We start from the raw sequence: 23649 nt of genomic DNA, 5'->3' as shown, positions 1-23649 counted from the left end.
GAGGCTGAGGCCGAGCTTGAGTGCACCAACTGGCCGTAAAGCCATGGGCTCGCAGCCGCCTTTCGCAAAATACATGCGGCCCTCGCCAGGGGAGCTAGCGAGGGCCGCGTCGTACATCGTCGTTCGCGCCTAGGTTCGCGAACACGATGTGGGAGCTCTTGAGGAAGGCTTAGAAGGGCAGCAGCACGTCCATGACCTGCTGGCCGTAGCGCGGCTGTTGCACGTCCATGATCTGGCCGCGGCCGCCATAGGCGATGCGGGCCTGCGCGATCTTGCTTGAATCGATGGTGTTGTCGCTCTGGATGTCTTCGGGGCGGACGATGCCGGCGACCACGAGCTCGCGGATCTCGTAGTTGACACGGATCTCCTGCTTGCCCTCGACCACGAGGTTGCCGTTCGGCAGCACCTGCGTCACAACCGCGGCGACGTTGGTCTGCAACGCTTCCTGGCGGTTGACCGAGCCCTTGCCGTCGGCCGAGGACGTCGAGTCAGTAGTGAGGAGACGTCCGGGGAGAACCTTGAGCGGCTGCGTGACTGTCTGGCTGCCGATGAAGTCCGTAATCCCTGAGTCTTCCTTGCTGGTGCGGCTACGCTGGGTCTCGTTGGAGAGGTTGGCCTTGTCCGTGATGTTCACGGTCACGGTCAGGAGGTCGCCGACCTGGCGGGCGCGCTGGTCCTTGAAGAAGGCGCGGCTGCCGTTACGCCACAGCGAGTTCGGATTGTAGGAGGCGACTTCCGGCTTTGGCATCGGCATCTGCACCGGCTTGTAGCCGGGCTGCGTCGTCGGATTGTCAATCGCCGATAATTTTGGTTGCTCGCCGATCTGCGACAGGCGGTCGATCGAGGAGCAGCCGCTCGCCAGCGCGCAGGTTGCGAGCAGCAGGGCAGAGATCGCGATGCGACGAAGACGGGAAGCCGAACTGAACGGAGACATGACTTACTCTGACTTGGCTGGAGCTTGCGAGACGCGAACTTGCGGAATCTGGGCTTGTGCGATCTGGGCGGGAGACGCCGGCGCCTGGATCAGGCTCTGCGCCAGGGCTGCGGCCGCCGGCACATCGTCACGCTTGAGCGACGAGGTCTGCTCGACCGCGGGCGCCATCGGTGCGGACTGGCTTGCGCCCTGGACCGTGACCTGGCCGCGGCCGGTGACGACGCCGGTCAGCGTGCGCTTGGATTGCGGATTGAGCACGCTGACGGTGTCGCCCTCGGCACCGCTCTCGATCGCCTTGCCGCGCGTGGTGAGATAGAGACCGGGCACCTGGTAGATGATGGTGACGGTCTGGTCGCGCACCACGAAGTCGGGCTTGACGATGTCGGCGACGCGGATCGGCATGCCCGCGCGCATCGGCCGGCGCAGCTGCATGCCGACGGTACGATCGCGCGAAGCGGGCTCGCCGGTGACCTCGGCCTTCGGCCGGCGCTCCAGCGAGACATCGGAGGATTTCAGGAGCTCGGTGCGGTCGATGTCGCGCGTCAGCACGGCCACTTCTACCGTCTCGATCGCGGTGCCGGTGAAGCGGAGCTTGGTCGGCGTTGGATTGTTGTCGTTGTTGATCTCGAAGGCGACGTCGAAACGGCCGCTGCGGGCGTCATAGCGGGTCGAGACCGGCTGGAGCGCACCTGTGTTGGAGGCGTCGAGCCGCATGTCGGAGATGCCGCGGTCGAACGTGACCGTGATGTTGGCGGCGTCGCCAAGTCCGAAGCGGCGCTCGAGCGTGGAGGCGACCGCGGCTTCGAGGTCCTTGCTGACGAGCGTGCGGGCGAGGCGGGTGACCTGGACCTCCTTGATATCGCCCGTCATCACGCCGATCACCTGTTTCGCGCGGAGCACCGACAATACCTGCGCGACCGTCAGCGTGCCGGTGGTGCCGAGATCGGGCGAGCGGTAGACCGGGATCAGCGCGGCCGATCCTGCGTTGTCGATGAGATCGCCGACCCGCACCACGTCCGAGGTCACGCTGACGCTCGCGCGCAGCGTCGGCGCTGCGATGAAATCGTCGGCTGCCGCCGCCGGCAGTGCCAGCGCGAGAAGAGCGGAGATCGTGGCGAGGGTGGTCCGGATCATCGTCATCACCTCAGCGGAACAGCGCCGTGGTCGATTGCATCATCTGGTCGGCGGCGCTGATCACCTTGGCGTTCATCTCGTAGGCGCGCTGGGCCGCGATCAGGTCGCTCATCTCCGAGACGACGTCGACATTGGCCTGCTCGAGGCTTCCTTGCGTGATGTTGCCGTAACCTTCGGCCGTCGCGGTGCCGTCCTGGGGCGGGCCGGAGGAAGGCGTCTCGGTGAACTGATTGCTGCCGACGGGCTGGAGGCCCGCCTTGTTGATGAAGCGGGTCAGGCCGATCTGGCCGAGGATGGTCGAGGTCGACGAGCGCGGCAGCGTCACCGAGACCTGGCCCTGGACGTTGACGGTCAGGCCCGAGGCGTTGTTCGGGATCGTGATCGTCGGCTGCACCGGGTTGCCTTGCGCGGTGACGATGCGGCCCTGATTGTCCATCTGGAAGGTGCCGTCGCGGGTGTACTGGTAGGTGCCGTCGGGCATCAGGATCTTGAAGAAGCCTTCGCCTGAGACCGCGAGGTCGAGATCGTTGCCGGTCTGCGACAGCGTGCCCTGCGTCATGCTGCGCGGCGTGCCGACGGTCTTGACGCCGCCGCCGATGTCGACGCCCACCGGCAGGATGGTGCCCTGGTCGGACGACTGCGCGCCGACGCGGCGGACGTGCTCGTAGATCAGATCCTGGAACGCCGCGGTTTGCTTCTTGAAGCCAGTGGTGCGCAGGTTGGCAATGTTGTTGGAGATCACCTGAACGTTGAGTTCCTGTGCCGCCATTCCGGTCGCTGCGGTGTGAAGCGCCTGCATGTCAGTTCTCCCTCAATCAGGCCGGAACGTCGGCGAGCTTCTCGATCGCCGATTTGTGGAGGTCGCTCTGCTGCTGGAGCAGATTGGCGATGGCGGTGTAGCTGCGCATGACTTCCACCATGCGGCTCATCTCGCCAACGGCGTTGACGTTCGACTTCTCGACGTAGCCCTGGCGCACGCTGGACTTGGTGTCGGCCTGCGGGACGGCGGAGCCTACGTCATAGAGGTTGGCGCCGAGCTTGGTCAGCTTGGTCGGATCGTCGAACGTGGCCATGCGGATCTTGCCGCGGATCGAGTCGGTCTTCGCCGTGCCCTCGAGCACCGTGATGGTGCCGTCGGGTGCGACGTTGATGTCGTGGTCGGTCGGCTGGAAGGTGATCGGGCCGGCGGTGCCGAGCACGAGGTTGCCGTCGGAGGTGACGAGCTGGCCGGTGCTGTTGAGCGAGAATTTGCCGTCGCGGGTGTAACGCTCGCCGCCATTGGCCTGCACCGCGAAATAGGCGTTACCGTCGATCGCCATGTCGAGTGGGTTGTTGGTCGGCTCCATCGGCCCCTGGCCGACGTCGCGGAAGGTGCCGCGGTCCTGCACATAGGAGACCCGGCGGTCGGAGCCGATGAAATTGTCCTCACGCGCGTTCGAGTTGAGGAACTCCTCGAACAGCGAATGGTCGGCCTTGAAGCCGTTGGTATTGGCATTGGCGACGTTGTTGGCGATGACATCCATCTGCCGTTCCAACGTCATCTGCCGTGACAAGCCGATCAGAAGCGCGTTCTGCATCGGAAATCTCCCCTGAGTGAGATCTGCCACCTCGCTCTCCCAAGCGCCTTGGCGGACCCCGTGAACGAGACCGTCTGGTTCTCCCAAACCGTCAGGTCTCGGCTCTTTCTCAGCGAAAGCCGTGCCAACTCGAAAAAGTGTGTAATTTCAAATTGTTGATGAATTCTCGGGGCGCGGGAGGGCGGCAGAAAGGTTCTGTTAGCCATGTTTGCCCGGCAGATTTTTCCTAGCGGAGGCCCAATCGAAAGATTCCGTTAACCATTATTACCGTAGCGTTTGCCATGAAGAGGAGCGCATTGCGCCGGGGGCATTTGTATCGCGTCACTGTCTGAGGCTTCGCTCTATCGACCCCTTTGAGAGATCCGGGCGCGGCGACTATGGCAGAGAACGAAGCGGAAGGCGGTGCAGCCGCCGAGGGCGCGGAAGCCGCTCCGCCGAAGAACAAGCTCAAGCTCATCATCATGGCCGTCGGCCTGCTCGCCGTCCTCGGCGGCGGTGCTGCGACCTGGTTCTTCTTCTTCCGTCACGGCGATGACGAGCACCATGCCGAGGCGGCGCCGCCGCCAAAGCCGCCGGCTTTCGTCGACGTCCCCGACATGATGGTCAACCTCGCCGGCGCGCCCGGCGAGCGGGTGCAATATCTGCGGCTGAAGATCGTGCTGGAGCTGAAGGAAGAGAAGCAGATCGAGGCGATCAAGCCGACGATGCCGCGCGTCACCGACCTCTTCCAGACCTATGTGCGCGAACTGCGCCCCTCCGACCTCAACGGTTCCGCCGGCATCTTCCGCCTCAAGGAGGAGCTGACCAAGCGCGTCAACGCGGCGGTCGCCCCGATCCAGGTCAGCGCGGTGCTGTTCAAGGAAGTCGTGGTGCAGTGAGGGTAGTGAGCTAGCACCATGGCCGGCAACGAGCAGATGGACCAGGATGCGATTGCCGCCCAATGGGAGGCTTCGCTCGATTCCGAGGATCCTGCGGAGGCCGCGAAGGCTGCCGCCGAGAACGAATTATCCGAGACCATGGCCCTGCAATGGGCCGCCATGGTCGAGGACGGCAGCCGCGATCTCGGCACCGGCAAGAACTCCGGCGAACGGGTGCTGTCGCAGGAGGAGATCGACAATCTCCTCGGCTTCACCGTCGGCGATGTCACGCTCGACGACCATTCCGGCATTCGCGCGATCATCGATTCGGCGATGGTCTCCTACGAGCGTCTGCCGATGCTCGAAATCGTCTTCGACCGCCTGGTGCGGCTGTTGACGACGAGCTTGCGCAATTTCACCTCCGACAACGTCGAAGTCTCGCTCGACCGCATCACCTCGGTGCGCTTCGGCGACTACATGAACTCGATCCCGCTGCCGGCCGTGCTCTCGGTGTTCAAGGCCGAGGAGTGGGAAAACTTCGGCATGGCGACGGTCGATTCCAACCTGATCTACTCGATGATCGACGTGCTGCTCGGCGGTCGCCGCGGGACGAGCCAGCTCCGCATCGAGGGGCGGCCATACACCACGATCGAGACCGAGCTGGTCAAGCGGCTGGTCGAGGTGGTGCTGGCCGACGCCGAGCAGGCGTTCCGGCCGCTATCCCCGGTGACCTTCACGATCGATCGGCTCGAGACCAATCCGCGTTTCGCCGCGATCAGCCGGCCCGCCAACGCCGCGATCCTGGTGCGCCTGCGCATCGACATGGAAGACCGCGGCGGCAACATCGAGCTGCTGCTGCCTTATGCGACCATCGAACCGATCCGGGGCGTCCTGCTCCAGATGTTCATGGGCGAAAAGTTCGGCCGCGACCCGGTCTGGGAGGGGCATTTCGCCACCGAGATCGTGCAGGCCGAGATCGCCGTCGATGCCGTGCTCTACGAGGCCGACATTCCACTCAAGCAGCTGATGCGGCTCAAGGTCGGCGACACGCTGCCGCTCGAGATGCGCGCGGATGCCAACGTGTCGGTGCGCTGCGGCAGCGTCACGCTGACCGAAGGGCGGATGGGCCGGGTCGGCGACCGCGTCGCGATCCGCGTGACGAAACCCCTGCGCAAGCCAAGTACGACACTTGCGATGTTCGAGAAGGTGGACGAGCAGAACAAGATGATGGAGGCCCCATGAACCACTCCCTGGGAATGGCGATCGAGTCGTTGGTGGCTATCCTGCTGATGCTGACGATCGTCTATTGCGTCATGCTCAACAAGCGCCTGACGCGGCTGAAGGCGGACGAGCATTCGCTGAAGGCGGTGATCGGCGAGCTGATCACCGCGACCGAGATCGCCGAGCGCGCGATAGGCGGGCTGAAGCTCGCCGTGCGCGACGTCAACGAGAACCTCGGCAGCCAGCTTGCGGCGGCAACCCAGATGTCCGACCAGCTCTACAAGCAGCTCGGCGAAGCCGACAACGTGGTGCGGCGCCTGTCCAAGATCGCGATCGCCGCGCGCCCCGTGACCAATCCGGAAATGGTTGCCGCGCCCGCGGCCAAGCCTTCGTCGGCGAAGGCGGTGGCGGCGGCGGCCGAAGCTTTCTCCGAGCGCCGACGATCCAACGGCCTTGCCGCATAAAGTCAGGGTATGAAGTCCTTTCGTAACATCCGCGTCATCCCGGTCGTCCTAGTCGCCGTCGCAGGTCTCGCGACGCTGAAGGTCGCGGGTCTCGTGATCAATGGCGGCTATGTGTTCGACTACAAGCCGAACCAGGCCAAGAAATCCTGGGCGCAGGAGAATCTGAACTTCCCGACCGGTCGCGAGGACCCTGATATCACCGGATCGACCCATGGCGCGCCGAAGGAGGCGCCGAAACCGGCTGCTCCCGAGACCAAGCCCGAAGGCACCGTGGTCAAGATGGACGAGGCCCAGCCGCAGGTCTCGGCCTCCGAGCGCGCGATCCTCGAGCGGTTGCAGGCACGCCGCCAGGAGATCGAGGCCCGCCAGCGCGAGATCGACATCCGCGAGAGCCTGCTCAAATCGGCCGAGAAGCGCATCGAGAACAAGGTCGAGGAGATGAAGGCGGTGGAAACCCGCATCTCCGCGACCCAGGCCGAGCAGAAGGCGGCCGAAGCCCAGCGCATGAAAGGCCTCGTCACCATGTATGAAGGCATGAAGCCGAAGGATGCCGCACGGGTGTTCGACCGGCTCGAGATGGGCGTGCTGATCGAGATCGCCTCGGCCATCGCGCCGCGGAAGATGTCGGACATCCTCGGGCTAATGTCGCCCGAGGCCGCCGAGCGGCTCACGGTCGAAATGGCCCGCCGGGCTAATGGCGGCGGGGATCAGTCCGCCTTGGCCGGCGATCTGCCCAAGATCGACGGCAAGCCGACGCAAAAGCCGAATTGAGACGCCTTGCGTGTCTAGTTCGCAAACGCCTGTTGCGCCCTGCGAACAGGCGGGCGCAACGGCTTCTCAACGCGAGGAAGAGTTTTGAGCTGCTGCTTGATCAGCGCGGCCTTTGTGACCCGAGTCACGAGCTGCAGCGTGCTATGGCAACAGGAGCATTCATATACTTTCAGGGCATATCCTCTGGCGATCGGAACGATCGCTACGACCGCTCTTGCCCTGCTACACACAATGCAACCGGCTTCTCCGCTCATTGATTACCCCCAAAGCTAACCAATCGATTCGTATCGCCGAGATCACATCTGATTCAGAGTCGCGTGCGAAGCGCAACGCCTCGAAGGTTGTGAGTGCGCGTGCTCAGCAACTCGTCAAGGCAGCACATCCAGCTCCCGTTGCGGATGCAGCTGCGGCAGGTGGCATCTTCTGAGGCTGCGGTGAGTTGACGCGCGCAGGTGTGAAGTGGCGGACAGTGACGCCCAAGGCGCCGTCGTAGGCTTCGGCCATTCGCAATCAGCAGCGCAGGAGGAGGAGGCCATGAACTACTCGTCCGCAGCAGAACGCGTAATCGAGGCCGTCAACAGGCTCCTCCTAGCGGCGATGACGTTCGCCTGGACATCCGCGCTAAGCCATCAGCATGCAGCGCCGCCCGAGGGCGACGACGGCAACGATGATGAATCTTCTCTCGGTCAAGAGAGCTCCTCCGCGCCGGATGGCGCCGGCAATCGACACTGAAGACGCCATCGGCTTGCGGGCGTCACACGACCAGATCGTGCAACACATGGCCCTGAACTGTACCTGCTCCGTAAGCTGGATCAACATCAGGTGGGGATGTTTCATGCACGGACGCCAGCTCGGACCCGTGGAATGTCCCAGCGTGGTCGTGATGACCGGCGAGGTCTGAGAGATGATCCAGCCCCGCGCTGTGCTGTGAACGCTGCGAAGCGTCATCCTTGAACTGGAACGAGTCGCCGAGCTGCTGCGGATTGGCGGGCTTTAGCCCGGACGCTCCATGGGGCGGGTCGTGCTGCTCGGCCGCCTCGCTTGAGGGCGAATGGTTGGCGCCAGCCGTCGATGACTTCAGTAGGCCGGGGTTGAGCGTCGTCTTTGCCGTGTCATCGCTGGGATGACCAGGCGCCTGGGCGGCGTTTCCCGGGGGCGAGACGCCGTGATTGCCAGCCTCGCTCCCCAGCGCAAGCCCGTGCCCGGCGTGCAGTTCGGCGGCGTTGTGGGCAAAATTCAGCGCGGCGATGGCGATGTCAGGCATCTGACCGCTTCCGGAAATCGCGCCATCTTTGCCAGCCGTCGTGTCGGGCGCCGCCAAGTGGCTGAAGACAAAACTGACCTCCGTCGGTGCGGCCATGTGCTGCAAGATCGTAGACGGTCCGCTGGCTGAGGGAGCTACCGCAGTTTCGGTCGCGTACATTTGCACGTCGTCTGAACTGGAGAGGCTGGAATATTCGGTCCCTTCGGTCTGGTCCCAGCTCCAATTCAGGCTGTAGGTCGCCTCGCTTGACTGGATTGTGGAACTCCCATCGGCGGAGATCGTGCCGTCGCCGCTCCCGGAATCGGAGGAGACCTCGGAGGTGGTCGTCGTCACGGCAGTCGCGTCACTCTGCGCGGTTGCGGTGAGGTCGAGCAGTTCGCTGGCGGCCGCCATCACAGGTGCCGCAGCCGGCGCCAGGATGAAGTCCGACGCGTCGATGGTTGCAATTCCCTGCAAATGGACTTCGAGCAGACCGGAATCGCCGATGTGCAAGGTCTGGTCCGTTGGATTGACGTACACGATGGTTTCATTCGCCGCGCTGTCATAGAGCCAGGCGATGGTATGTGCCGGCACGGCCGTGCTGGTTGAGCTCAAAGCCAAGATGACGAACCCAAGCGCGCCAAGAGCGGTCAAGTCGATCTTATCGGCCCCCGAGGCGAAGTCGGTGATGGTGTCGAACTGGCTTGCGTTGGAATCGGCTACGAACAAATAAGCGAAACGGTCGTTCCCATTGCTGCCGGTGAGTTGGTCCGCACCAAATCCACCGATTATGGTGTCGCTGCCATTGTTGCCGTTGATCGTATCGTTGCCCGAGCCCCCGTAGATGACGTCATCCCCATCGTTGCCTTTGATCGTGTCATTGCCGGAGCCTCCGTAGAGAACGTCCGCTTTGCCGGTGCCATTGACGGTATCGCTGCCGGCCCCCGCGTAGATGATCTGACCTGTGTCGCCGCCGCCCGCGATGGTTTCGCTCCCCGGCGTTCCATACACGTTGGGGGGATCGGAGATCACGACGGATCCGGTCGCCAGGTTATCAAAATCGTTGGGGTCTGCGTCACTGGCGCCATGGATGGCGATGGTCACCGCCTGGGTCGTGCCATCGATGGCAGTTACCGTGAAAGTGTCGGTCAACGTGTCGCCGACATCGAGCGCCTGAACCACGCTATTGTTGTTGTCGAGTGTGTAAGTCCATACGCCGGCCGCCGTCATGGTGAAGGTGCCATATCCGTCGTCGCTCGCAGTAGGCGAAGAGACAGCGGTGAAGGTGTTCGGCGCGTTGTCGACGTCTGTATCGGTGAGCGTGCCGGTCGCGACGGGAGCGCCGGGCGAGAAAGTTCCTGCCTCGATCACTGAGCCGGTTGTCGTGCCCGAAATGATGGCCGCGTCGTTGGTGCCATTGATGATGATCGTCACCACCTGCGGCGTGCCGTCGAGGGTTGTGACAGTGAAACTGTCAGTGAGCGTGCCGCCGACATTGAGCGCCTGCACCGCGCCGTTGGCGTTGTCGAGCGTGTAGGTCCACACGCCGGCGGCGGTTATTGTAAAAGTGCCATAGCCACTCGTGCTTGCCTTGGGCGAACTCACGGTTGTGAAGGTATTGGACGCATTGTCGACGTCGGCAGCAACCAGCGTGCCCGTTGCGCTCGGCGCCCCTGGTGTCGCGTTGGCAACGCCTCCGGCCTCGGTCACCGAGCCGGCCGTGGTGCCGGAAATGACGGCAGCATCGTTGCTGCCATGGATGGTGACCGTCACCACTTGGGCGGTTCCGTCGAGCGTGGTCACTGTGAACGTGTCGGTCAGTGTCTGGTCGGCACTGAGCGCCTGCACTGCAGCGTTGGCGTTGTCGAGGGTGTAGGTCCACACGCCCGCTGCCGTCATGGTGAAGGTGCCGTAGCCGGCGGCGCTTGCCGTTGGCGAGCCGACCGCCGTGAAAGCATTTGCGGTCGTGTCGACATCGGTGTCGGTGAGCGTGCCGGTCGCGGTGGGCGTGCCGGGGTTTGCATTGGCGATGCCGCCAGCCTCGATCACTGTGCCGGTCGTCGCGCCGGAGATGACCGCCGCGTCACTCGCTCCGTGGATGGTGATCGTCACCACCTGGGCGGTGCCTCCGATCGTGGTCACCGTAAAGCTGTCGATGAGTGTGTCGCCGGCATTGAGCGCCTGCACAGCGGCGTTGCCGTTGTCCAAGGTGTAGGTCCACACGCCGGCCGCCGTCATCGTGAAGGTGCCATAGCCACCGGCGCTCGTTGTTGGCGAGCTCACCGTCGTGAACGTATTAGGCGGATCGTCGACGTCGGTGTCGGTGAGGGTGCCGGTCGCAATTGGCGCGCCTGGCGTTTCGTTGGCGATGCCGCCAGCCTCGATCGTCGATCCAGTCGTGGTGCCGGAGATGATTGCGGCGTCGTTGACACCGTTGATGGTGATCGTGAAGGTCTGATTGACGGTGGTATCTCCATCGGAGACCGTGATAACAAAACCGTCGGTCGTGGGCGCCTTCAGCGCGTTGATTGCGGCGTCATCAGGCACGAACGTATAGGCGCCGCTCGTGCTGTTGACATAGAGTGTCCCGTAGGGGCTTGTCTTCGACAGATCGTACGTCACTCCATTCAGGACCGTATTGCCGGCGCTCGCCCCGATGACGCCGAAGATCAGCTGGCCGCTGCCGTTGGTGCTACTGGCACTGAAAGTCCCTGTCGTCGCAGTGAATGTGTCAAACACCACCGTGTCGAGTTCAGCGGGCCCGGCTCCGGTGCTGAGCGTCGGCGGTAGACGTCCCAGAGGCTCGATAATGGCGAATGGCAACACAGTCGGCAACGTCTGCAGCTCCGGCGCGTCAGGCGGAACGAAGTTGATCGGCTGCAGCAGCTGGGATTTGACGAAGGGAGGCGTGCTCGAGCCATGCGGCCCTTGCCCTTGTGCTAGATTGGCGAGCACGTCCTGTTGCTCGGCACGCAACTCGTCCATCCGAGCGGCAGTGTTCGTGACCTGGTTGACACTGATGCTGGATCCCACTTTTTTGAGGATGATCGTCTCACCAGGATCTTCGACGATGATGTGTCGTGGGATCGGTTCCTTGGTCACGAGCTCAAATGCGCCGTGCGCAAGATCCTTGTAGGTGATGGAGTCGTCATCCAGGACTGTGACATCCGGATCCGCGGCCTCGGCATTTTGCGCGGCCGAGAAAGTCAGTGCTGCAAGCGTCAGCATCCCGAAACCGCCCGCATGGCCTCGGGTGCGAATGCCTGCAATCGGCGTATTCAGCCGGAGAGACCCGGCTTCTGCCAGCCGGCCCAGTACGAAACTGAAGCTCCCTCGGGTCACGTCGAACAACGCTGCATGTGACATGCCTTCGATTTCGAAGACGAAGTCGCTCAGCGCGACGTGAGTGCCGCAGGAGATGTTGAAAAGAGTACCGTCGATGAAGCGAAGTGTGATCTGTCCGTCGGCATCGGTTTCGATCACGTCGGCCCTGTAAACAGGCGCACCAGCTACGGCCTGTGTGGCGACGCCGCTCGCTCGCGTGAGCGTACCGCAACCGATCACCGTATGAATGTGGCCGATGATCTGGACGGGCAGGGACGTGGCGGCCCCGTTACCAACCTGGATGTCGGACGCAACTGACATGGTTCGACCTCGCCTGGGTGATCGATTCAGGCTCGGCGTGCTGCCAGGGACTTGCTCGGGGCGCCCTCGCCAATGGACAAAATATCCTGGGCGCTGGCAGCCCGAAGGCTTGCCCGCCGAAATAATCAAGTCTGCTTTAGAGAGAGAGACGCATTGCGCGGGGTACAGCGACGCGTACCGCCATTCCCGCCGTGCCCCCTCCCGCCAATGTGATTAAATTGACAAACGAGACGTATTTAATATGTGGCGTTTACTTAACGTTGAGGATAAATTAGGCCGGTCGAGAAGATTAAACAACAATTATATTTTATTGCAGCTGCGCTTCGCGGTTCAAAAATGGGCCAACGATAGCGACAGATCCTTCTCAGAAAGGGGGGATCATGTGCAGACCTACGACAGCCGCATTGGTGACCAGCTTCGTTTTGGCGCTTGCCAGTTTCTTGCCGAGTGCCGCTCGAGCGCAAATCGATTCCGCTAAGCCCGCCGTCGCTGACTCGTCATCCAAACCCATTGGCAAGGTGGTGGCGGCCACAGGCTCGGTCACGATCGAACATGCGGGCGCAGTGATCGTTCAGGCGAATGTCTCGGGTGAGCCCGGTCGGGCCAACACGGGTGATCCCGTGTATCTCGGTGACGTGGTGCGGACCGGGGCCGACGGCCGAGTCGGCATCAACTTTACCGATGGCACCTCGTTCAATCTATCGAGCAACGCCCGTATGGTGTTGGATCATTACGTGTATGAACCGGACGGCAAGTCCAATGCGACCCTGTTCAATCTCGCCAAGGGAACGTTCACTTTCGTTGCTGGCAGCGTCGCAAAGACCGGCGACATGAAGGTCGAGACTCCCGTCGCCACGCTAGGGATTCGAGGCACGACGCCGCATATCGAGATTTCGGATGATGGGTCGGTCAAGTTTTCGACCCTGATCGAAGAGGGCGAAAGTAAGCTCCTGAAGAAGCCGCCGGCGTCCGCGGCGCCAGGGCCCGATCGAAGCAGCAACCGCAGGCTCAACATCTGTCGGGGATGCTGAGAACTTTGCTTGGCCTAAGCCGCCGTGATGCCGCCGCAACGCAGCCGGGCAGAGAAGACTGGGATTAGCGCTTCGTTCGTTCTCGGAGTTGGACGCCTGCTGTGAAAATGATCGCAACAGCCAGTGTCATCAAGGCCGTGATGCTCATTCTCATCATCGTGCTGTCCGGCTCGTCGGCCTTGGCGCAGAAGCCGGAGAAGGGCAGCTCCCTCAAGAATGTTGAACTGTGTAACGGCTCAGATCGCGTGTCGCCCGAAGCTCGGATCGATGGCTGCACGGCGTTTATCGATGCGGGCGAGGGGACTGCGAACGGCTTCGCTGTCGCCCACAACAACAGGGGCAATGCCTATAGCGCCAAAACCGACTACGAACGCGCGATCAAGGACTTCGTCGAAGCGACCAGGCTTAATCCAAATTATGCCAAAGCCTTCAACAACCTCGGCGTGGCCTATCTGAGGAAGGGCGCGCACGACCTGGCCCTGGGCGCTTTTGAGGAGGCGCTCAAGCTGAACCCAAACTATGGGGCTGCTTTTGCCAACCGTGCGGCAGCCTACCTGAAGAGGAATGCGTACGAGCGTGCAGCGCAGGACTATGACGAGGCAATTCGCCTTGATCCGAATCTGGAGGCGGTGTGGAGCGGACGCTGTTGGGCTCGAGCCGTCCTCGGCGCCTTGCAGGCTGCGCTGGACGACTGCGACAGGGCGCTTCGATCGGAAGCAAACAACGCCGCAACATACGATTCGCGAGCTCTGATAAATCTGAAAATGGGGCAACTCTCCGCGGCTATCGATGACTACAACTCAGCGCTGCGGTTCGCGCCCAAGCTTGCGAGCGCGCTCTACGGCCGCGGGGTCGCCAGGCTCAAGCTCGGCGACAGAGCCGGCGGCGATAGCGATATTTCGGCGGCAAGACGGATCGACGCTGCAATCCGCGAGAACTTTGCCCGCTATGGAGTGCCGTCGAACGATTGACCGATCGCGGCAGCGCTGTTGTGCAGGTGTTAACAACTCCTTAACCGCCTGCCTCTCAAATCCAAAGCTGGCGGACCTGCCCACGCTCGATCCGGCACCGCGTGCTGCCCCCAGAGCAAATCAAGATATAGCATTAACAAGTCCTTAATTGGCGAGACCTACAGTCGACGGCACCGGCCGGCGCCATTGCCGGCATGGATTGTCGGACCGGAAGAAATGCCGCCATTGGCGCGAGAGGCTGCCGCTGGATTGTTGACGCGAGCCCGCGCCCTGGCGCGGCAATTGTCGCGTCATGTCCGCAAGGTGCCTGTGCTCGCGGCTTGCCTGCTGATCGGCTTCGCGGCGCCTGCCCGGGCGGCCGATCCCGTCAGGGGCGAGGCGAGCTTTTCCGCGGGCGGCGGTTTTGCCCGTCTCGTGATCAAGCTCGGCGAGGACGTTCCCTCCGAGGTGACCACGGCCGGCTCCATTCTCGTGATCCGTTTCGATCGGCCCGTCGACGTACCCGTCGATCGCGTTCCGGAAGGCGCGCCCGACTATGTCAATTCCGCACGGCGCGATCCCGATGGCGGCGCCATCCGCCTATCGCTGGCGCGCCGGGTCACCGTCAACACCATGAATGCCGGCGAGCGCACCTTCATCGACCTCTTGCCCGAGGGGTGGAAGGGGCCGCCGCCGAGCCTGCCGATGGAAGTGGTCAAGGAACTGGCCGAGCGCGCCCGCGTCGCCGAGCGTGCGCTGCGTGCGCAGCGCGCCGCCGCCGAGGCCAAGAAGCGTCCGCAGATCCGCGTCCGCGCCTCGGTGCAGCCGACCTTCGTCCGCTTCGTGTTCGAGATGCCCGACGGCGTCGGCGTGTCCTCCGTGCTCAATGAGCAGAAGCTCACGCTCGCGTTCAACGCCAACCTCAATTTCGATCTGGCGGACGCGGTCGTCGCCGCGCCGCCGAACGTCGCCTCGATCAAGCAGAAGGCCGACATCGACCAGACCAGTGTCGAGATCGCGCTGATCGGCGATTCCGACGTGCATTCGTTCCGCGACGAGAAGAACTACGTCGTCGACATCGCCTTCCAGCCGGACAGGGGCAGGGCGGCGGCGACGCCCGAGGCGGCGATCGCGCAGCTCAAGCCCGCGGGTCACGGACCTGGGCCTGCGCCTGAAAAGCCGGCGGCCGAGAAGCCGAAGGACGCTCATCGCGAGATCGCGGCACCGACGTCCGAGACAATCGCGCGCGAAGCCAGGATAGAGGTGAAGCCCGAGGTGAAGCCGGAAGCGCCCGCCGCGATGCCGGCCATCGAAGTGCCGAAGCCGGCGCCGGCGACTGAGGCTGCGCACGCTCCAGCAGCACCCATGGAAGCCTCCAAGCCGGCGCCGCCCGTTGCCGAAGCCGCCCCTGAAGCACCGCAAGAGGCCGTGAAGGAAGCTGCGAAAGAGCCAGTCAAGGAAGCTGCCAAGGAAGTTCCCAAGACTGCTCCTGCGTCGGCGCCGGCGGCGGTGCAGTCCGGTGTTGCCAGCGTCGATGCGCGCCGTGACAGCGACGGCCTGCGCGTGACGTTCCCGCTTCAGGTCGCAACGCCTGCGGCGGCGTTCCGCCGCGGCGACACGGTCTGGCTGGTGTTCGATACACTGAGGCCGATCGATGTCGAGGCGATCCGCGCCAAGGGCGGCGCGATGATCGGCGAGGTCGGTCGCGTGCCGCTCGACAAGGGACAGGCGGTTCGCATCCGCCTCACCCGTCCGCTGGTCTACTCGCTGACGAGCGAGGAGGTCGGCAAGGAGACCAACTGGCTGCTGACGCTCGCCGACAAGATCCAGGCGACGCCGCTGCCGCTGATGATGTCGCGCAACATCACCGATCCTGCGCTCGCCAACATTGCGATCCCCTTCGCCAATCCGGGCGTTCTGCACAAGCTCACCGATCCCGATGCCGGCGACACGCTTTATGTCGTCACCGCGCAGCGGCCGGTGCGCGGCTTCATCAAGCGGCAGGACCTCGTCGATCTCTCGTTGCTGGAATCCGCGCACGGCATCGCGATCCGGCCGAACTCCGACGAGGTCGGCGTCGAAGTCGGCGCCGACAAGGTCATTCTCGGCAAGAAGGGCGGGCTGACGCTGTCGCCGGTCGACATCTCGGCCGAGCGCGCCCCGACCGCGGTGCGCCCGGTCTTCAGCCCCGAAGGCTGGCGCAAGGGCCAGTCGGAGAATTTCTGGACGCGCCAGAGCGATCTGATGACGGCGATCTCGGCGGTCGATCCCGCGCTGCGTTCGCTGCCGCGGCTCGACCTCGCGCAGTTCTACATGTCGCGCGCCATGTATCACGAGGCCAAGGCCGTGACGGACGTGATGCTGAGCGATCCCCTCAACAAGGAGGAGAGCGGCGCGCTGATCATGCATGCGATCGCGAACATCCTGATCGGCCGGCCGGCGCAGGGCCTGAAGGATCTCGCCAATCCCGTGATCGGCAACAGCCACGATTCCCAGCTCTGGAAGGCGCTCGCCTATGCGCGCCAGGGTAAATGGGCGGACGCGCGCGAGAAATTCAAGAACGTCGAATTCGCCATCGCCTCGCTGCCGCTCGACATCCAGCGCATCGTGACGATGGATGCGATGCGCGCCTCCCTCGAGGTGAAGGACTATGCCGGCGCCTCCAAGCGCCGCAGCGAGCTCGAGGTAGTCGGGGTCTCGCCCGAGGCTGCGCCCGGCTTCGCCGTGCTGCGCGGCCGGCTCGCCGAGGCGCTCGGCCACGACAAGGATGCGCTCGACGACTACAAATTCGCGGTCGCCTCAAGCGACCGGCCGGCTGCGGCCGAGGCCAAGCAGCTCGAGGTCGCGCTGCGTCAGAAGCGCGACGAGATCGGCAAGGAAGAAGCGCTGCGCGAGCTCGAGACGCTGTCGATGACCTGGCGCGGCGATGCGATCGAGGTCAAGACGCTCCAGATGCTGTCGCAGCTCTATGCCGAGAACGGGCGCTACCGGGACGCGCTCACGGCGGCGCGCACCGCGACGAAGCTGCAGCCGAACGCAGAAGCCTCGCGCCAGGCGCAGGATCTCGCCTCCGACCTGTTCACGCAGATCTTCCTAGGGCCCAAGGGTGACGAGCTGCCGCCGGTCGAGGCGCTCGGGATGTTCTACGAGTTCCGCGACCTCACGCCGATCGGCCGCCGCGGCGACGAGCTGATCCGCCGTCTCGCCGACCGTCTCGCCTCGATCGATCTGCTCGACCAGGCCGCCGAGCTCCTGCAATACCAGGTCGATCACCGCCTCGAAGGCGCCGCCCGCGCCCAGGTCGCCGCGCGCCTTGCCATGATCTATCTGGCCAACCGCAAGCCCGACATGGCGATCACCGCGCTGCGCGCGAGCCGCATCAGCGACCTCTCCGGGGAGCTCAGGCAGCAGCGCCTGCTCCTGGAAGGGCGGGCGCAGAGCGACGTCGGCCGTCACGATCTCGCGCTCGACATCGTTTCCAACGTCTCCGTGCGCGAAGTGCTCCGCCTGCGCTCCGACATCTTCTGGGCGGCGCGGCGCTGGCGCGAATCCGCCGAGCAGATCGAGCTCTATTACGGCGAGCGATTCCGCGACTTCAAGCCGCTCAATGCGGTCGAGAAGAGCGACATCATCCGCGCCGCAGTCGGTTACGCGCTCGCCGACGATTCGATCGGCCTGTCACGCTTCCGCGAGAAATACGCGCCGCTGATGAGCGAGAGCGCCGACCGTCTCGCCTTCGACATCGCGAGCAAGCCGGCCGCGGCCTCCAGCGCCGAATTCGCCGAGATCGCCAAGCTGGCTGCCAGCGTCGATACGCTCGACGGCTTCCTGCGCGAGATGAAGCAGCGTTTCCCCGACGCCACCGCCCGCGCCCCAAGCGCGCCGCAGGCCAACGACGAGTCCGACCACACCGGCTCGCTGCCCACGATTCCGGTCGTGCGACAGATCAAGATGACGCGATAGGGCTCTGCTGCCGCGCGAAGCGCGGCCCGGAACGGCGCCGCATCCTCCGTTATTGCGAGCGCAGCGAAGCAATCCAGAGTCTTTCCGCGGCGGCAGTCTGGATTGCTTCGTCGCAAGAGCTCCTCGCAATGACGGGGAGGGGCCGGAGGCTATCGCTGGGAGCGGAGAGGATGCCACCTTCGCGGGGCATGACTGCGGATGCATCGGCCTCACCCCCCGTAGCTCTGCACCAGGCTTCCCGCCACCAGCGACCAGCCGTCGACCAGGACGAAGAAGATCAGCTTGAACGGCAGCGAGATCGTTGCAGGTGGTAGCATCATCATGCCCATCGACATCAGCACGGAAGCGACGACGAGGTCGATGATCAGGAAGGGGAGAAACAACAGGAAGCCGATCTCGAAGGCGCGCTTCAGCTCGGAGATCATAAAGGCGGGGACGAGGATGCGCAGTGCGAGATCGTCGGGCGTCGCCGGCGGCTGTTCGCCGGAGAGATCCAGGAACAGCTTGAGGTCCTTCTCGCGCACGTTCTTCTGCATGAAGCCGCGCAACGGCACCGAGGCGCGCTGAAGTGCGTCCTCGACACTGACCTGGTTGGCGACGAGCGGGCGGATGCCCTCGTCGTAGGATTTCTGCAGGACCGGCCCCATCACGAAGAAGGTGAGGAACATCGCGAGCGCAATGATCACCGAGTTCGGCGGCGCGGTCGCGGTGCCCATCGCGGTGCGCAGCAGTGACAGCACGACCACGATGCGCGTGAACGACGTCATCATGATCAGGATCGACGGCGCGATCGACAGGATCGTGAGCAGGGCGATGAGCTGGATCGCGCGCTCGGTAACGCCGCCACCGCCAGCGCCGCCGCCGAGATTGATGCTGATGTCCTGCGCATGCGCAAGCCTCGCGAGCGAGGCCGCGCCGACCAGGACAGAAAGGAAAAGAACTCTACGCGGGAGGGCCGGCAACCTCACGAAGACGGCTTCGGACGGCCGAGCAGCGAGGCCATCTCGTCTTCGAGATTTTCAAAGCTGGTCTTTTCCGCGGCGGGCTTTGCAGGCGGGGCCGGTGGCGCCGGCGGCTCGCTGCGTCCCGCGCGCGGGGGAGCGGCCGGCGGCTCCGGCGCAACCGGAGGGGCGACCGTTTCGCCGGCTGGGCGGCGCAGGGCAGCTTCGAGCCGCTGAGCCATTTCGGCGAGATTCTGCTCGGCGCTCGAGGGGATAGCGGCCGGCGCCGGTGGCGGAACAGGCGGAGCCTGGGGAATGGGGGGAGGCGGCGGCGCGGCTGCGCGCTCGGCGCGCACCGGCGGCATCTTCGGCGGCTCACTCTGGCGCGGCGGGCGCGGCATCAGCGGCGGCTCGCCGCGGGCGATGCGCGGCGGCAACGGCTCGGGCCGTGGCTCACGCTCGGGTCGCGGCGCGATCGGTTCGGGCGGAAAGCCGGCGAGCGGCGGCTCGCTGCGGCGTTCGGCCAAAGCGGGCGCAGGCCGGCGCACTTCATCGGCGAAGGACGGGCGCGCGGGCCGCGGCGGCGGCTCGGGCATGTGAGGCTCGGGATGATCCAGCAGCTCGGGTCGCGGCGCTTCGTCGGCCCAGCCGCCGGAATCGGGCATGGGGGCGAGGCGCGGCGGTTCCGCGGCGCTGGGACGCTGCGGAAGCTGGTCGCGGCTGGACGCGGCGCGAACGATGTTGGGCTCGACGACGATGTCCGTCGGGCCGCCGATCATGAGGAGATGCTCGACATTGTCACGCCGGACCAGCACCAGGCGGCGCCGGCCGTCGACGGCGGCGGCATCGATCACGGCGAGCCGAGGCATCCTGCCGCGCTGGGTGTTGGCGCCCAGCCGGCTGCCGGCGAATCGGCGAACCAGCCATGCAGCGACGCCGATCAACGCCAGAACGACGATGAACGCGACGATGAAGGTGATAGGGCTGCCTTGCATACTTGTCCCCGACAAATGGCGCTTTTCTCGTGCCCGTGGTCAGACGCGCCAACCACCGGCCTACGATGCCCCAAACTGCGATCTCTTAATGTTCCACGGCAAGTTTTGCCGTCCCCAACTCTTAATAACCTATGAATCGCTCGATCCAAAACGACTTCTTGGCCTGTATACGCGCCGCCAAACGGTTGGGTTAATGCCACTTTTGGCAGCGTCGAATCACAACGCGCGCATATCGTGTCCCATCGGGGAACAAGTGCCCGTGACATCTTTAACCAGCTGTTAACCATACAGGCGGCAAATTCTGCCTAGCTTCGGACCTCAAGGTCCGGAAGGGGCGGAAGGAGCCGCAACGATGTCCATCAACGACCTCCCGGTGCTGTCGGCGCTTCGGACCAAGATGCAGTGGCACCAGGAGCGCCAGCGCGTGCTGTCCGAGAACGTCTCCAACTCCGATACCCCCAAGTTCCGGCCGCGCGACCTGGTCGAGCCGAAGCTCGACAAGACCGGCGCCGTCACGGGCTCGATGGGGCTTCTGGCCCTTGTCCGCACCAGCGCCTCCCACATGACGCCGTCAGGCGCGGCTTCCGCATTCGACCAGAACAAGAATGCGGGTTTTGAGACCCGTCCTGCGGGCAACGCCGTCAATCTCGAAGAGGAGATGATGAAGGCCGCCAGCAACCAGATGGACTACGCGGCGGCGACCTCGCTCTATTCGAAGAGCCTGCATCTGCTCAAGACCGCGATCGGCAAGGGCTAGACCTAGAGGAGCCCCGTCATGGCGAATGACAGCAGCGACTTTGCCCGCTCGATGACGATCGCGACCTCCGGCCTGCGGGCCCAGGCCGGGCGCATGCGGGTGATCTCGGAGAACATCGCGAACGCGGATTCGACCTCGCAGACATCAGGCGGCGATCCCTACCGGCGCAAGGTGCCGACCTTTTCTTCCGCGCTCGACCGCACGCTCGAGGCGCAGGTCGTCACCCTCGGCAGGATCAAGCCCGACCAGTCCAGCTTCCGCGTCAAATACGAGCCGAACAATCCGGCCGCGGATGCGAGCGGCAACGTCAAATATCCCAACGTGAATTCGGTGGTCGAGATGACCGACATGCGCGATGCGCAGCGATCCTACGAGGCCAATCTCAACATCATCAGTGCGACGCGCCGGATGATCCAGCGCACGCTCGACATCCTCAAGAGCTGAACAGGACATTTGAGCCATGGCATCACCGACAATCGCCGCCAATGCTTACGCTAGTCTCGCCCGCGTGCTGGAGAATAGCGGCGCCGGCAAGGGCAGCGAGCCCAGCGGACAATCCTTCGCTTCGCTGCTGAAAGACGCTGTCGGCAGCGTCATGGAGTCCGGCCGCAAGTCCGATGCGCAGACGGTGGCGATGGCCGCCGGCAAGGCCAACGTGATGGACGTTGTGACGGCGGTCGCCGACACCGATGTCGCGGTGTCCACGCTGGTCTCGGTCCGCGATCGCGTGATCGCGGCCTATGAAGACATCATGAAGATGCCGATCTGATTTGGGAATGGCGCTCGCCCCAATCGTCATTGCGAGCGCAGCGAAGCAATCCAGAGTCTTTCCGCAGGCGCCAGTCTGGATTGCTTCGCTGCGCTCGCAATGACGGGGATAGGTCTTCGCACCGCTTCAAGCGCGTGAGGAGGCGAGGAACGAATAAAGGAAGTTTGCAATGACCGGACCCGAAACCCTCGACGTCGCGCGCGATGCGATCTGGACCATCGTGATCGTGTCGTCGCCGCTGATGGTGGTCGGCCTCGTGGTCGGCGTCATCGTATCGCTGTTCCAGGCGCTGACGCAGATTCAGGAGCAGACGCTGATCTATGTGCCGAAGATCCTGGCCATCTTCGCCACGATGCTGTTGGCGCTGCCGTTCATGGCCGACTCGCTCCACGCCCACATGCTGCGGATCTCGTCGCGAATCATCGGCGGCTGAGGCAAGATGCGTAAACCATGCGCATCGACGTCTCGCTGCTGCCGGCGCTCGCCGCTTCCTTCATGCTCGCCTTCGCCCGGGTCGGTGCGATGGTGATGCTGCTGCCGGGCCTGGGTGAGACCAACATCCCGACGCGGATCAAGCTGTCGATCGCGCTGCTGCTCACGCTAATCATCCTGCCCCTGCACCGCAATGCCTATCAGGTCGACATGGGCTCGCTCGCGCCGCTCCTGGTCCTGATGCTGCATGAGATCGCGATCGGCATCGTGCTGGGCGCGACCGCCCGTGTGACGCTTTCGGCTCTGCAAGTCGCCGGCTCCGTGATCGCGCAGCAGATGGGGCTCGGCTTCGTCACCTCGGTCGATCCGACGCAGGGACAGCAGGGCGTGCTCGTCGGCAATTTCCTGACCATGCTGGGCGTGACCTTGTTGTTTGCCACCGACAGCCACCATCTGGTGATCGCGGCGCTGAACGACAGTTACAAGATCTTCTCGCCGGGCGAGACCGTCTCGAGCGGCGACATCGCCTCGCTGGCAACGCGGGCCTTTGCAGCCGCGTTCCGCCTGGGCTTGCAACTCTCCGGACCGTTTCTGGTGTTCGGCCTCGTCTTCAACATCGGGTTAGGTGTGCTGGCGCGGCTGATGCCGCAGATGCAGGTCTATTTCGTCGGCGTGCCGCTCTCGATCTTCGCGGGCTTTCTGGTCCTCGCCGTGGTGCTCACGGCGATGATGGGTACGTTTCTCGACTATTTCATCGGTGTCATGCACCAGATGATGCCGCTCAAATAGGTGATCGATGGCTGAAGACAACGATCCCGAGAGTCAAACAGAAGACCCGACGCAAAAGCGCCTTGACGATGCGCTCGAACGCGGCGACGTCGCCAAGAGCCAGGAGATCAACACCTGGTTCATGATGGCGGGCGGCACGCTGGTGGTCTCGACCTTCTCGGGCTCGGTCGGCAGCGGGCTGCTGACGCCGATGCGCAACCTGCTCGCCAATTCCTGGATGATCAAGACCGACGGCAAGGCTCTGCTCGCGCTGATGCAGCAGATCGAGTTCGCCGTGCTCACGGCAATCGGCGTGCCCCTCTTGATGCTGGTGCTGGCGGCGATTGCCGGCAACATGCTCCAGCACCGTCTGGTGTGGTCGGCCGAATCCCTGAAACCCAAATTCAGCAAGATCTCGCCCGGCGCCGGCTTCAAGCGCATCTTCGGCAAGCAGGCGGCGGCGAACTTCCTGAAAGGCCTCGGCAAGCTGATCGCGCTCAGCGTGGTCATGACCATGATCCTGTGGCCGGAGCGCCATCGCATGGAGGCGATGGTCAAGCTCGATCCGGCCGCGATGCTCGGCGCCACCACCAGCATGACCATCCACCTGCTCGGCGCGGTGGTGGCGGCGCTCGCGATCGTCGCCATCGCCGACTATTTCTTCCAGTACCGCAGCTGGTTCCAGCGGCAGAAGATGTCGCTCCAGGAGATCAAGGAAGAGTTCAAGCAGTCCGAAGGCGACCCCCATATCAAGGGCAAAATCAGGCAACTCCGGCAGCAGCGCGCCAAGAAGCGCATGATGGCGGCGGTTCCCAAGGCCTCCGTGATCATCACCAACCCGACCCACTATTCGGTCGCGCTGTCCTACGAGCGCGGCATGTCGGCGCCGATCTGCGTCGCCAAAGGTGTCGACAACCTCGCCTTCAAGATCCGGGAGATCGCGCGCGAGCACGATATTCCCATCGTCGAGAACGTGCCGCTCGCCCGTGCGCTCTACGCCACCGTCGACATCGACCAGGAAATCCCGACCGAGCACTACCATGCGGTCGCCGAAGTCATCGGCTACGTTATGCGGCTGAAGCGCGGATTCGGCGCCGGGCGGGGATAAAATGCCGGAAAAGTACCGGAAATGGCCGTAATCTGGGAATCAGCGTACCTTTCGCTGCTGCCGCTCTTGCACCTTTGGGTCCGATTCAG

Annotated in this window: 21 protein-coding genes; 14 read left to right on the top strand and 7 right to left on the bottom strand. The window is 64.0% G+C overall.

Annotation, left to right across the window (positions count from 1 at the left end):
* Positions 1-169 precede the first annotated feature (169 nt).
* Genes flgH through flgF form a run of 4 tightly spaced genes read right to left on the bottom strand, consistent with a single transcriptional unit; the run spans position 170 to position 3645 of the window.
* Positions 170-934 (bottom strand): flagellar basal body L-ring protein FlgH, encoded by a 765-nt coding sequence (flgH, locus tag LRP30_RS26850; RefSeq protein ID WP_128943253.1) that lies wholly within the window; start codon positions 932-934, stop codon positions 170-172.
* Positions 935-937: 3 nt separating this feature from the next.
* Entirely contained in the window at positions 938-2068 is a 1131-nt protein-coding gene (gene flgA / locus LRP30_RS26845) for a flagellar basal body P-ring formation chaperone FlgA (RefSeq protein ID WP_164940574.1), read from the bottom strand.
* A 10-nt stretch (positions 2069-2078) separates the two neighbouring features.
* Positions 2079-2867, bottom strand: a complete 789-nt coding sequence (flgG, locus tag LRP30_RS26840; RefSeq protein ID WP_249756692.1) for a flagellar basal-body rod protein FlgG — start codon at positions 2865-2867, stop codon at positions 2079-2081.
* A gap of 16 nt (positions 2868-2883) precedes the next feature.
* Positions 2884-3645 (bottom strand): flagellar basal-body rod protein FlgF, encoded by a 762-nt coding sequence (gene flgF, locus LRP30_RS26835; protein WP_128943251.1) that lies wholly within the window; start codon positions 3643-3645, stop codon positions 2884-2886.
* A gap of 377 nt (positions 3646-4022) precedes the next feature.
* Between flgF and fliL the strand changes: the two genes are divergently transcribed.
* The 5 genes from fliL to LRP30_RS26810 all read left to right on the top strand — a co-directional run bounded on the left by fliL (position 4023) and on the right by LRP30_RS26810 (position 7690).
* Complete coding sequence (fliL, locus tag LRP30_RS26830) at positions 4023-4523, top strand: flagellar basal body-associated protein FliL (protein WP_128943250.1); 501 nt, start codon at positions 4023-4025, stop codon at positions 4521-4523.
* An 18-nt stretch (positions 4524-4541) separates the two neighbouring features.
* Positions 4542-5744: a flagellar motor switch protein FliM gene (gene fliM, locus LRP30_RS26825; RefSeq protein ID WP_091898008.1), complete on the top strand. Its 1203-nt coding sequence runs from the start codon at positions 4542-4544 to the stop codon at positions 5742-5744.
* Entirely contained in the window at positions 5741-6187 is a 447-nt protein-coding gene (locus LRP30_RS26820) for a DUF6468 domain-containing protein (RefSeq protein ID WP_091898006.1), read from the top strand. Before fliM ends, LRP30_RS26820 begins: the two co-directional genes overlap by 4 nt.
* Before the next feature lie 9 nt (positions 6188-6196).
* Positions 6197-6958, top strand: coding sequence for a flagellar protein FlbB (locus tag LRP30_RS26815; protein ID WP_128938742.1), 762 nt, complete (start codon positions 6197-6199; stop codon positions 6956-6958).
* A 534-nt stretch (positions 6959-7492) separates the two neighbouring features.
* Positions 7493-7690, top strand: coding sequence for a hypothetical protein (locus LRP30_RS26810; protein WP_128957231.1), 198 nt, complete (start codon positions 7493-7495; stop codon positions 7688-7690).
* Between the two features lie 22 nt (positions 7691-7712).
* On the opposite strand, the gene LRP30_RS26805 is transcribed toward LRP30_RS26810, so the two are convergent.
* Positions 7713-11846 carry a VCBS domain-containing protein gene (locus tag LRP30_RS26805; RefSeq protein WP_245473667.1) on the bottom strand — a complete coding sequence of 1378 codons (4134 nt, stop codon included), beginning with the start codon at positions 11844-11846 and terminating at the stop codon, positions 7713-7715.
* 407 nt (positions 11847-12253) lie between these two features.
* Between LRP30_RS26805 and LRP30_RS26800 the strand changes: the two genes are divergently transcribed.
* From LRP30_RS26800 to LRP30_RS26790, 3 genes are all read left to right on the top strand, one after another.
* Positions 12254-12877, top strand: a complete 624-nt coding sequence (locus LRP30_RS26800) for a FecR family protein (RefSeq protein ID WP_346016238.1) — start codon at positions 12254-12256, stop codon at positions 12875-12877.
* A gap of 107 nt (positions 12878-12984) precedes the next feature.
* Positions 12985-13848, top strand: a complete 864-nt coding sequence (locus tag LRP30_RS26795) for a tetratricopeptide repeat protein (protein WP_164940575.1) — start codon at positions 12985-12987, stop codon at positions 13846-13848.
* Positions 13849-14064: 216 nt separating this feature from the next.
* A complete protein-coding gene (locus LRP30_RS26790; RefSeq protein WP_249756691.1) occupies positions 14065-17790 on the top strand; it encodes a tetratricopeptide repeat protein in 3726 nt (1241 codons plus the stop codon).
* A 209-nt stretch (positions 17791-17999) separates the two neighbouring features.
* On the opposite strand, the gene fliP is transcribed toward LRP30_RS26790, so the two are convergent.
* Both fliP and LRP30_RS26780 read right to left on the bottom strand, forming a co-directional pair.
* Positions 18000-18758 (bottom strand): flagellar type III secretion system pore protein FliP, encoded by a 759-nt coding sequence (gene fliP / locus LRP30_RS26785; RefSeq protein ID WP_128932830.1) that lies wholly within the window; start codon positions 18756-18758, stop codon positions 18000-18002.
* Positions 18755-19726 carry a flagellar biosynthetic protein FliO gene (locus LRP30_RS26780; protein ID WP_128938739.1) on the bottom strand — a complete coding sequence of 324 codons (972 nt, stop codon included), beginning with the start codon at positions 19724-19726 and terminating at the stop codon, positions 18755-18757. Before LRP30_RS26780 ends, fliP begins: the two co-directional genes overlap by 4 nt.
* Positions 19727-20078: 352 nt before the next feature.
* Here LRP30_RS26780 and flgB point away from each other — a divergent pair, with 352 nt between their 5' ends.
* The 6 genes from flgB (at position 20079) to flhB (ending at position 23560) form a co-directional block, all read left to right on the top strand.
* On the top strand, positions 20079-20483 hold the full coding sequence (gene flgB / locus LRP30_RS26775; protein WP_128932832.1) for a flagellar basal body rod protein FlgB: 405 nt from the start codon (positions 20079-20081) through the stop codon (positions 20481-20483).
* A gap of 18 nt (positions 20484-20501) precedes the next feature.
* Positions 20502-20927 (top strand): flagellar basal body rod protein FlgC, encoded by a 426-nt coding sequence (gene flgC, locus LRP30_RS26770; protein ID WP_249756690.1) that lies wholly within the window; start codon positions 20502-20504, stop codon positions 20925-20927.
* Positions 20928-20943: 16 nt separating this feature from the next.
* The gene (gene fliE, locus LRP30_RS26765; protein ID WP_128932834.1) at positions 20944-21252 is read left to right on the top strand and encodes a flagellar hook-basal body complex protein FliE; all 309 of its coding nucleotides are present in this window, start codon (positions 20944-20946) and stop codon (positions 21250-21252) included.
* 169 nt (positions 21253-21421) lie between these two features.
* Positions 21422-21685 carry a flagellar biosynthesis protein FliQ gene (fliQ, locus tag LRP30_RS26760; protein WP_011088555.1) on the top strand — a complete coding sequence of 88 codons (264 nt, stop codon included), beginning with the start codon at positions 21422-21424 and terminating at the stop codon, positions 21683-21685.
* A 17-nt stretch (positions 21686-21702) separates the two neighbouring features.
* Entirely contained in the window at positions 21703-22473 is a 771-nt protein-coding gene (fliR, locus tag LRP30_RS26755; RefSeq protein ID WP_091897984.1) for a flagellar biosynthetic protein FliR, read from the top strand.
* 7 nt (positions 22474-22480) lie between these two features.
* On the top strand, positions 22481-23560 hold the full coding sequence (gene flhB / locus LRP30_RS26750; protein WP_128932835.1) for a flagellar biosynthesis protein FlhB: 1080 nt from the start codon (positions 22481-22483) through the stop codon (positions 23558-23560).
* Positions 23561-23649 lie beyond the last annotated feature (89 nt).

This window comes from Bradyrhizobium sp. C-145, assembly GCF_023375135.1.
GTDB classification, from domain to species: domain Bacteria; phylum Pseudomonadota; class Alphaproteobacteria; order Rhizobiales; family Xanthobacteraceae; genus Bradyrhizobium; species Bradyrhizobium zhanjiangense.
This window is presented reverse-complemented; position numbering and strand designations above follow the sequence as displayed.